10 protein-coding genes are annotated in these 9,433 nt (G+C 68.8%); 7 read left to right on the top strand and 3 right to left on the bottom strand.

The genetic code is table 11. The annotated features are described in order from the left end of the window. The 7 genes from AB1I47_RS32680 to AB1I47_RS32650 all read left to right on the top strand — a co-directional run. Positions 1 to 472 (top strand): RDD family protein (locus AB1I47_RS32680; protein WP_354687796.1); only part of this gene is annotated, 472 nt, incomplete at its 5' end. Next, positions 469 to 1,458 (top strand): esterase/lipase family protein, encoded by a 990-nt coding sequence (locus AB1I47_RS32675; protein WP_354687795.1) that lies wholly within the window; start codon positions 469 to 471, stop codon positions 1,456 to 1,458. The genes AB1I47_RS32680 and AB1I47_RS32675, both read left to right, overlap by 4 nt. A 268-nt stretch (positions 1,459 to 1,726) precedes the next feature. Beyond that, positions 1,727 to 2,731 carry a UDP-2,3-diacylglucosamine diphosphatase gene (locus AB1I47_RS32670; protein WP_354687794.1) on the top strand — a complete coding sequence of 335 codons (1,005 nt, stop codon included), beginning with the start codon at positions 1,727 to 1,729 and terminating at the stop codon, positions 2,729 to 2,731. A 101-nt stretch (positions 2,732 to 2,832) separates the two neighbouring features. Continuing rightward, positions 2,833 to 3,948 carry a glycosyltransferase family 4 protein gene (locus AB1I47_RS32665; RefSeq protein WP_354687793.1) on the top strand — a complete coding sequence of 372 codons (1,116 nt, stop codon included), beginning with the start codon at positions 2,833 to 2,835 and terminating at the stop codon, positions 3,946 to 3,948. After that, complete coding sequence (locus AB1I47_RS32660; protein WP_354687792.1) at positions 3,875 to 4,360, top strand: diacylglycerol kinase; 486 nt, start codon at positions 3,875 to 3,877, stop codon at positions 4,358 to 4,360. Before AB1I47_RS32665 ends, AB1I47_RS32660 begins: the two co-directional genes overlap by 74 nt. 92 nt (positions 4,361 to 4,452) lie before the next feature. Next, positions 4,453 to 5,154, top strand: a complete 702-nt coding sequence (locus AB1I47_RS32655) for a TetR/AcrR family transcriptional regulator (protein ID WP_354687791.1) — start codon at positions 4,453 to 4,455, stop codon at positions 5,152 to 5,154. Further along, positions 5,151 to 5,735, top strand: a complete 585-nt coding sequence (locus AB1I47_RS32650; RefSeq protein WP_354687790.1) for an LOG family protein — start codon at positions 5,151 to 5,153, stop codon at positions 5,733 to 5,735. The genes AB1I47_RS32655 and AB1I47_RS32650 overlap by 4 nt, the downstream gene beginning before the upstream one ends. A 25-nt stretch (positions 5,736 to 5,760) precedes the next feature. Here the strand turns inward: AB1I47_RS32650 and AB1I47_RS32645 are convergent, their stop codons facing one another. The 3 genes from AB1I47_RS32645 to AB1I47_RS32635 form a co-directional block, all read right to left on the bottom strand. Then, positions 5,761 to 6,357 carry a DUF924 family protein gene (locus tag AB1I47_RS32645; protein ID WP_354687789.1) on the bottom strand — a complete coding sequence of 199 codons (597 nt, stop codon included), beginning with the start codon at positions 6,355 to 6,357 and terminating at the stop codon, positions 5,761 to 5,763. Between the two features lie 38 nt (positions 6,358 to 6,395). Continuing rightward, positions 6,396 to 6,815: a group II truncated hemoglobin gene (locus AB1I47_RS32640; RefSeq protein WP_354687788.1), complete on the bottom strand. Its 420-nt coding sequence runs from the start codon at positions 6,813 to 6,815 to the stop codon at positions 6,396 to 6,398. Between the two features lie 24 nt (positions 6,816 to 6,839). Next, positions 6,840 to 9,433, bottom strand: a 2,594-nt coding sequence (locus AB1I47_RS32635) for an ABC transporter permease (protein WP_354687787.1), incomplete at its 5' end; no start/stop codon positions are given.

Raw genomic sequence — 9,433 nt, 5'->3', positions numbered from 1 at the left:
CCGCCGCATCGCCTGCATGCTGTATGAAAGCGTGCTGCTGTTCGGCGTGCTGAGCGCGTCCACGGCCGCCTACCTGCTGGCGCGGCCGCTGCTGCAGCGGATCGGCGCGGACGGTCCGCTGACCATCCAGCTTTGGAGCTTCCTGGTGCTGGGCCTGTATTTCACCTGGTTCTGGCAGCGCAACGGCCAGACCCTGGCGATGCAGACCTGGCGCATGCGCGTCGAAACGGCCGCCGGCGTGCCGCCGCGCTGGCCGCAGGCCGCGCTGCGCTATGTGCTGGCGTGGCTGTGGCTGCCGCCGTCGGCGGCGGTGGGCCACCTGCTCGGGCTGGTCAAAGGGCCATTCGTCGGCGTGCTGTTTGCCGGCCTGCTGATCTGGATCCTGCTGGCCTGGCTGGATCCGCGCCGCCAGTTCCTGCACGATCGCCTGGCCCGCACGCGGCTGGTGGACCTGCGCCCGCCCAAGCCATGAGCCTGTCGGCCGCAGGCATTCGCCGCATCGCGGTGACCTTGCAGGCCGCCGCCGCGCTCGGCATCGCCACCGCGCTGGTGCGAATGGCCGGCTGGCCCTGGGCTGGCGCCATCGCCGCCGGCGTGGCCGCCATCTTTGGCGGGCTTGCCCTCGGCATTGCCCTCGCCTTCGCCCTGACCGACCGCGGCCTGTGGATCGGCCGCGGCAACTACCCGCCGGACCCGCCCGCGGAGCTTGCCGCCACGCGCCGCCGATTGACGCTGACCGACGCGCTGCGCTGCTACCTGTACGAGTGCGGGGCTGTGCTGCGCATGTTCGACTGGCTGCAGCCGTTCCGCGCCCACGCCCCCTTTGCCGCGCCAGCCGATACGCCGCCCGGCCGCGACGCGCCGCCGGTGCTGCTGGTGCACGGCTATGCCTGCGGGCACGCCATCTGGCTAGACATGCAGCCCGCGCTGGCCGCCGCCGGCTACCGCTGCGAAGCGATCGACCTGGAACCGGTGTTCGGCGATATCGACGACTACGCGCACGCGCTGCTCGCCGCCATGCGCCGCATCAGCGCCGATACCGGCCGCGCTCCGCTGCTGGTCTGCCACAGCATGGGCGGCCTGGCCGCGCGCGCCGCACTGAAGCTTGCCGGCGACGATGAAGGCCGCGACATCTGCGCCGGCGTGGTGACGCTGGGCAGCCCCCACCACGGCAGCGCGCTGGCGCGCTTCGGCGGCGGGGACAATGCGCGCCAGATGCGCTGCGGCAGCCCCTGGCTGCGGGCCCTGGCCGCAGCCGAGAGTCCGCGGTTGCGGGCGCGCATGATCTCGGTCTTCAGCTGGCACGATTCGATCGCCGGGCCGCCGTGCACCGGGTGGCTCGACGGCTCCGCGCATATTGCACTGTCGGGCATCGGGCATGTGTCGCTGCTGCGGCATCCGGCTGCGGTGCGGGCAGTGCTGGATGCGTTGGGGGAGTTGTCCTCGCGGGGACGGTGAGGTCGAGACGCCGCTGGCAGCAAGCTCCTCTCTCCCGCCTGCGGGAGAGAGCAGGAGGATCAAAGGCTGACGTCCGTGGGTTAAAACCATTGGCCCCGCTTGATGTGGTTTCTAGCTAAACCACCCCTCACCCCGGACCGTTGGCCTTGCCCTGGCGTTGTTCCTTTTCCGTTGGTTCTTTTCCATTTCATATGGCAGTCATGTTTCCGTCACGGCCCCGTCATCGCGCGCTGGCTGAATGCATGCCATCGCCCCAACCGGGACTGCCATGGTGCAAGCCATCCGATCTGCCCGCGGATACCTGTCGAAGGCCGCACAACTGACGCAACGGCTGCGCCGCAGCCCTGACAGCGGCTGGGGAAGCACCCCGAATAGCGCCGCATCGCTGACCGCCCTGACCGCCTTCATGCCCCCGGGCGTCGATGCCGCAACCATGGCCCCGCCGCGCGAGCAACAGGAAGCCTATCCGCCCGAGCCGCACCCGATCCACCGCTACCGCGCCATCTGGCTGTCGGATATCCACCTGGGCACGCCCGGCTGCCAGGCCGACTACCTGCTGGATTTCCTCAAGCACAACGAGTCAGACCAGCTCTACCTGGTCGGCGACATCATCGACGGCTGGCAACTGCGCCGCGGCTGGTACTGGCCGCAGAGCCACAACGACGTGGTGCAGAAGCTGCTGCGCAAGGCGCGCAAGGGCACCGAGGTCGTCTACGTGCCCGGCAACCATGACGAAGCCGCGCGCCAGTTCGACGGCATGGCCTTCGGCGACATCACCGTGCGCGAAGAGGCCATCCACGTCACCGCCACCGGGCGCCGGCTCTGGGTGGTGCATGGCGACCTGTTCGACGGCGTGGTGCAGCATGCGCGCTGGCTGGCCTACCTGGGCGACTCGCTGTACACGATGATCCTGGCGATGAACCGCCATTTCAACCGCTTGCGCGCACGGCTGGGCTTCCCGTACTGGTCGCTGTCGCAGTTCCTGAAGCACCAGGTCAAGAACGCGGTCAATTACATCAGCGCGTTCGAGACCGCGATGGTCGACGAGGCGCGCCGGCGCGGCTGCGACGGCGTGGTCTGCGGCCATATCCACAAGGCCGAGATCCGCGAACTCAACGGCCAGCTCTACTGCAACGACGGCGACTGGGTCGAAAGCCTGTCGGCGCTGGTGGAGACCATGGAAGGCGAGCTGAAGATCGTCTACTGGACCACGCTGCTGGACCCGCCCGCGCCCGCCACGCGCAGGCGCCGCCGGGCCGCCGTGACAAGCTGAGCGCAGCCCGCATCGTCAAGAATCGTCGGTTGCTGCGGCGCCTCTGCCGGCCCCAACAGCCCGCATCCACATTGCCCTTCCACTGCCCCCTAGGAGGCTGCATGAAGATCCTGATCGTCACCGATGCCTGGGAACCGCAGGTCAACGGCGTGGTGCGCACGCTGAAGTCCACGCGCCGCGAGCTGGAAGCCATGGGCCACACGGTCGACATGATCACGCCGCTGGAATTCCGCACTGTGCCGTGCCCGACCTACCCCGAGATCCGGCTGTCGCTGTTCCCGTCAACGCGCGTACAGCGCCGCATCGAAGCCTTCGCCCCGGATGCGCTGCATATCGCCACCGAAGGCCCGCTCGGCCTGGCCGCACGGCGCCATGCCATCCGCCGCAAGCTGCCATTCACCACGGCCTACCACACGCGTTTTCCGGAATATGTGCACGCGCGCTTCGGCATCCCGCTGCCCTGGACCTACCGCTTCCTGCGCTGGTTCCACGGCCCGGCGCGTGCGGTGATGGCGCCCACGCCGGTGGTGCTGGAAGACCTGCACAGCCACGGCATCACCCATGGCGTGCTGTGGACGCGCGGCGTGGACCTGGACGTGTTCACGCATCAGCGCGCCAACGTGCTCAACACCGCCCACCCGATCTTCCTGTACGTGGGCCGCGTGGCGGTGGAGAAGAACGTCGAGGCCTTCCTCGCGCTGGACCTGCCGGGCTCGAAGTGGGTGGTCGGCGACGGCCCCGCGCTGCCGGCACTGCGCGCCCGTTATCCCGGCGCCAACTACCTCGGCGTGCTGAGCCAGCCCGAGCTGGCCCGGGTGTATGCTTCAGCTGATGTGTTCGTGTTCCCGAGCCGTACCGACACGTTCGGGCTGGTGCTGCTGGAAGCGCTGGCCAGCGGGCTGCCCGTGGCGGCGTACCCTATCACCGGCCCGATCGACGTGCTGGGCGACAGCCCGGCGGGCGTGATGCACGAAGACCTGCGCGAAGCCTGCCTGGAAGCGCTGCGCATCGACCGCGCCACGGCGCGAGCCCACGCCGAGCGCTTCTCGTGGCGCGCCGCCTCAGAGCAGTTCCTGGCCCATCTGCGGCCGTTCGCCGCCGGCAAGCCGGGCAGCGCAGCGGCCCAACCCGCCCCACAAAGCCATGCCGAAACCCCAACCGGAACTGCCGCCCGACCCGCCTCTGCAGAGGTCGCCGCAGGCAGTCCCAAACGCTGACTATTCGATCGAGCAGAATCCCCACAAAGGCAACCGCGGCCTGACGCGCGCCTGGCACGCGGCCATCAATTCGCTGTCCGGGCTGCGCTATGCAGTGCTGGAGGAAAGCGCATTCCGGCAGGAGCTGACGCTGGTGGCGATTCTGGCGCCGTGGGCGTTCCTGCTGCCGGTGGACGTGGTCGAGCGCATCCTGCTGCTGGGCACGCTGCTGGTGGTGCTGATCGTGGAGCTGCTCAACTCCAGCGTCGAAGCGGCGATCGACCGCATCTCGCTGGAGCGGCACAGCCTGTCCAAGCGCGCCAAGGATTTCGGCAGCGCCGCGGTGATGCTGGCGCTGGTGCTGTGCGGCGGCACCTGGATCGCCATCGCAGGTCCCCATGTGGTGGGCTGGGTGCGGCGGCTGGCTGGCTGATCCGCCACTCGCCGGGCGGGCGGAAAAGGGGGGCCTGGGCCGATTGCTTATAATCGCTACCCTGCCACGATTCACCGATCGCCCGGACGCCCATGGAACCGAAACCGCAAACCGGCCCCCGCCGCACCAGGGACCGCATCCTCGACGTCTCGCTGCGCCTGTTCAATGAAGTGGGCGAACCGAACGTCACCACGACGACGATCGCGGAAGCGATGGAGATCAGCCCCGGCAATCTCTACTACCACTTCCGCAACAAGGACGACATCATCAACTCCATCTTCGTGCGCTTCGAGCAGGAGATGGAGCGGCGCCTGAAGATGCCGGACGACCACAAGGCCACCCTCGACGAAAGCTGGGGCTACCTGCAGTACATGTCCGAGTTCCTGTGGAACTACCGCTTCCTGTACCGCGACATCAACGACCTGCTGGCGCGCAACCGGATGCTGGAGACCAACTTCAAGCGCATCGTCGAGCAGAAGCAGCGCTTCGCGCACGAGATCTGCCGCCAGTTCATCGAAGACGGCGAGATGGAGGCCACGCCCGAGCAGGTCGAGGCCATCTGCACCAACATGGTGGTGATCGCCACCTACTGGCTGTCGTTCCAGTTCGTGCAGCATCCGCGCCAGTACAACGATCCCGAACAGATCCGCGGCTACCTGCACGGATCGAGCTACCACATCTTCTCGATCCTGGCCCCCTACCTGCGCGGCCGGGCACGCGAAGCCTTCGACCAGCTTGCGCGCGACTACGCGGCAGCCAAGGCAGCCGCCGAGGCGGCAAAGGAAAAGAAGTGAAGTCTGTCTGCGTGTATTGCGGCTCCAGCCCCGGCAACCGCCCCGAATACGCCGATGCCGCGCGCCTGCTCGGCCGCACGCTGGCCGAAAGCGGACTGGCGCTGGTCTATGGCGGCGGCAAGGTGGGCCTGATGGGCATCGTCGCCGATGCCGTGCTGGAGCATGGCGGCCACGCCATCGGCATCATTCCCGAGGCGCTGATGCGGAAGGAAGTCGGCCATCGCGGGCTGACCGAGCTGCACGTGGTGCGCAACATGCACGAGCGCAAGCAGATGATGGCCGATCGCGCCGATGCGTTTATCGCGATGCCGGGCGGCGTGGGGACCCTGGAAGAACTGTTCGAGACCTTCACCTGGCTGCAGCTCGGCTACCACGACAAGCCGGTGGGCCTGCTCAATGTCGCCGGCTTCTATGACGGCATGCTGGGCTTTATCGGCCATGCCGTGCGGGAAGGCTTCCTGAAGCAGGTGCATGCCGACCTGCTGCACACGGGCGATACGCCGGCCGCGCTGCTCGACCAGCTGGCCGCCGCGCCGCGCGTGCGGGTCGACAAGTGGCAGCAGGCGCGCGAGCAGACCTGAACGCGCCTGCCCCGCGGCCGCGGCTCTAGAAGGACGAGCCCGGCTCGCGCAGGAACGCCAGTTCCTGCGCCGTACTCTGCCTGCCCAGCACCGCGTTGCGGTGTGGGAAGCGGCCATGGCGCGCGATGATCAGGCGGTGCTTGTCGGCCCACTCCACTACATCCACTTTCCCAGCGCTGGTGTCGCGCAGCTGCGTCATCAGCCGCACCGCCTCGTCCTGGTCTTCCAGCGCTTCGGAATGCTCGAACGGCATGTAGCAGAACATGCGGTGGAAATCGGTCGGCAACGCGCGGTCCATGCCGGTGGCCACAATGCGTTTGGCCAGCGCCAGCGCCTGGTCATCGGTGGCGAAGCTGCGCGGGTCGTTGCGGAACATGTTGCGCGGGAACTGGTCGAGCAGCACCACGCGCGCGCACGCGCCCTCGGGCGTGGCCGACCAGTCGTCGGTGGCGCCGGCGTGCGCTGCCTGCCAGTCGGCGAGGAATTGATGGCGGATCTGCGCATCGAATGCGTCCGACTTGGTGAACCATACTGAGCGCGTGGTATTCCAGCCGGCCGAGCCCGGCGTATCGAACCAGAAATCGAGCACGCGGCGGGCGCCTTCAGGCAACGGGACGGTCATGGAGCAGGAAGTCCTTTCGGTATGGAACGGAAGCCGCTTCAGCGCGCGACGTTGCGCATCCAGTCGGCGGTCTGGAAAAAGGCCTGCATCAGGCGCAGCTGCAGGTCGTCGGGCAGGCCGATGTCTTGCATCGCCAGCGCCATGCAGCGCATCCACTGGTCGCGCTCGCTGACGCCGATCTCGAACGGCATATGGCGCGCGCGCAGGCGTGGATGGCCGAAGCGGTCGATGAAATGGTTGGGGCCGCCCAGCCAGCCGCACAGGAACCAGAACAGCTTGTCGCGCGAGCCGTCGAGCGACGGCGGGTGCAGCGCGCGCAGCCCGGCGAATTCGGGCTCCAGGTCCATCAGGTCATAGAAGCGGTCGACCAGCTCGCGTACGCGGGCTTCGCCGCCCACCAGCTCGAAAGCGGTCACCTCGGCAGTCGTGCCGGGCTTGTCGTTGGATTCAGTACTCATCACACACTCATACTGCGCAGCCACTCAGGCATCACGCAAGGTCGCCAGCGCCGGCTGGCGCAGCACTTCGCGCAGGCCCAGCCAGCCGCCGGCAAAAGCGCACAGCATGCCAGAAACCACGCCGACCGGCACGATCCACGCATTGAAGCGGTACGGGAAGTCAAAAACGAACTGCGACAGCCCCCAGCCTACCGCGATCGCGCCGAGGCTTGCCAGGAAGCCGGCCAGGCCGCCGACCACCAGGAACTCGGCGTACTGCGTCTGCCGCACCAGCGCTGCCGACGCGCCCAGCGCCTTCAGCAGGCCCGCATCGCGCATGCGCTCGTCGCGCGCGCCTGACAGCGCCGCGTACAGCACGGTGACGCCCGCGGCCAGCGTGAAGATAAACAGGAACTCCACCGCCGCGATCACCTGGTCCAGGATGTCCTGGATCTGGCGCAGGATCATGTCGGTATTGACCACCGTGATGTTGGGGAACGCAGCGATCAGCCGGTTGCCCAGCGCCGCGCTGGCGGCCGGCAGGTGGAACGACGTGATGTAGGTTTCGGGCAGTCCCTGCATCGCCGCCGGCGGCAGGATCACGAAGAAGTTGACCCGCATCGAGCCCCAGTCGAGCTTGCGCAGCGAGGTCACGCGCGCCTGCACGGTCTGGCCGGCCACGTCAAAGCGCAGCGTATCGCCGAGCCGGATCCCCAGCGTCTTGGCGATGCCCTCTTCCACCGACGCGCCCGCGTCGGCACCGGCCGCGCCGTTGTCCCAGCGTCCGGCGATCACGCGGTTGCCCTCGGGTAACGCATCGGTATAGGACAGGTTGAACTCGCGCTCCACCAGGTTGCGCGCGCGGCCATCCTCGAAGCTGTCGCCGCGGATCACGCGCTCGCCGATCTGGGTCAGGCGTCCGCGCACCATCGGGTAGAGCAGATCGTCGATGCCGGCGCCCGCCAGCATCTTGCGCAGCGGCTCGCGCTGGTCGGGCTGGATATTGATGATGAAGCGGTTGGGCGCATCGGCCGGCGTGGCGCTGCGCCATGAATCGACCAGGTCGTTGCGCGTCATGCCCAGCAGCAGCAGCGCCATCAGCCCCACGGCCAGCGCCACGGTCTGCAGCACCGTCACCGCGCGGCGCCGCTCCAGCACCGCCAGCGCAAAGCGCCAGCCCATCGCCGTGCGGCCGCGCAGGCGCCCGCGCAGCAGGCGCGACAGCAGCGTCAGCAGCGCCAGCGCCAGCACCCCGAACACCACCCCGGCGGCAACAAAGCCCCCGGCGGTGGTCAGCCCCAGCCGCAAGTCGCGCGCCGCCACCAGCAGCAGCGACACAAAGGCGCCCAGGCCCAGCGCATACGCGACCCAGGCCGACACCGGCGGCAGCCCGATATCGCGCCGCAGCACCCGCAGCGGCGCCACCCGCGTCAGCGCCAGCAGCGGCGGCAGCGCAAACCCGATCAACAGCACCAGCCCGGCCAGCACGCCGACCAGGGCCGGCAGCAGCGACGGCTGCGGCAATGACACTTTGAGCAATCCGCCCAGCGACAGCAGCAGCCCGTAATGGGCTACATAACCGATCAACACGCCGGCCAGCGCGCCAGCGGCGCCCACCAGCAGGAACTCCAGCCCGAATGTGCGCAGGATCTGCCCGCGCGTCAGCCCCAGGCATTTGTAGACCGCGCAGGCATCGGTATGGCGCTGCATATAGCGGCGCGCCGACATCGCGATCGCGACCGCCGCGATCATCGACGACAGCACCGCCACCAGCGACAGGAAGCGCTCGGCGCGGTCCAGCGTCGCGCGCATCTGGGGCTGGCCCGATTCCAGCGACTCCACGCGCGTGTTGCGCAGCTTGCGCCGCTCGATCTCGTCGTTGGCCCACTTCTGATAGGTGGCGCCCGCGGTATCGGGCCCGGCCACCAGCAGCCGGTAGGTCACGCGGCTACCCCAGCCGATCAGGCCGGTGCTTTCCAGGTCCGACAACGGCATCAGCACACGCGGCGCGAAGTTCATAAAGCCGGTGCCGCGGTCCAGCTCCTGCGTAATGATGCGGTCGATGCGGAAGCTGCGGCTGCCAAGCTGCAGCGAATCGCCCACGGCAACGCCCAGCGCGCCCAGCAGCGCTTCGTCGACCCATACCGTGCCGGGCGCCGGAATGCCCTCGGCCGGCCCCTCCGCCGCGCCCGGAGCGCTGGCCACCTTGAGCCTGCCGCGCAGCGGGTAGCCCTCGGTCACCGCCTTGAGCGCGGCGAGCTGGGTGGGTGCATCACCGCCGGCCGGTGCCTTGCCATTGGCAGTGGCCATGCTCGGAAAGGAGACGGTCTGCGCGACCGCCAGCCCGGCCGCTTGCGCCCGCTGCGCGAAGGCCGCATCGAACGGCTGGTCCGACACCAGCAGCACGTCGGAGGCGATCATCTGGCGCGCATCGCGCTCCAGCCCCAGCCGCATGCGGTCGGCCATAAACCCCACGCTGGTCAGCGCCGCCACGGCCAGCACCAGCGCGAACAGCAGCAGATACAGTTCGCCCGCCAGCCAGTCGCGGCGGGCCATGCGCAGCGCCTGGCGCCAGGCGGAGAAGCGGCCGCCGTGCGCAGCGCGTGCGCCCGCCGTGGCGGGACTGGCGGGGGTGGTCG

The sequence above is a fragment of the Cupriavidus necator genome (assembly GCF_040578825.1).
GTDB lineage: Bacteria > Pseudomonadota > Gammaproteobacteria > Burkholderiales > Burkholderiaceae > Cupriavidus > Cupriavidus necator_E.
The sequence above is the reverse complement of the archived record's forward strand: the minus strand, read 5'-3'. Positions and strand labels throughout refer to the sequence as shown.

Excerpts from the sequence above, each read along its gene's own strand:
- AB1I47_RS32675 (WP_354687795.1), top strand. The coding sequence starts at position 469 with ATGAGCCTGTCGGCCGCAGGCATTCGCCGCATCGCGGTGACCTTGCAG.
- AB1I47_RS32670 (WP_354687794.1), top strand. The coding sequence starts at position 1,727 with ATGGTGCAAGCCATCCGATCTGCCCGCGGATACCTGTCGAAGGCCGCA.
- AB1I47_RS32665 (WP_354687793.1), top strand. The coding sequence starts at position 2,833 with ATGAAGATCCTGATCGTCACCGATGCCTGGGAACCGCAGGTCAACGGC.
- AB1I47_RS32660 (WP_354687792.1), top strand. The coding sequence starts at position 3,875 with ATGCCGAAACCCCAACCGGAACTGCCGCCCGACCCGCCTCTGCAGAGG.
- AB1I47_RS32655 (WP_354687791.1), top strand. The coding sequence starts at position 4,453 with ATGGAACCGAAACCGCAAACCGGCCCCCGCCGCACCAGGGACCGCATC.
- AB1I47_RS32645 (WP_354687789.1), bottom strand. The coding sequence starts at position 6,357 with ATGACCGTCCCGTTGCCTGAAGGCGCCCGCCGCGTGCTCGATTTCTGG.
- AB1I47_RS32640 (WP_354687788.1), bottom strand. The coding sequence starts at position 6,815 with ATGAGTACTGAATCCAACGACAAGCCCGGCACGACTGCCGAGGTGACC.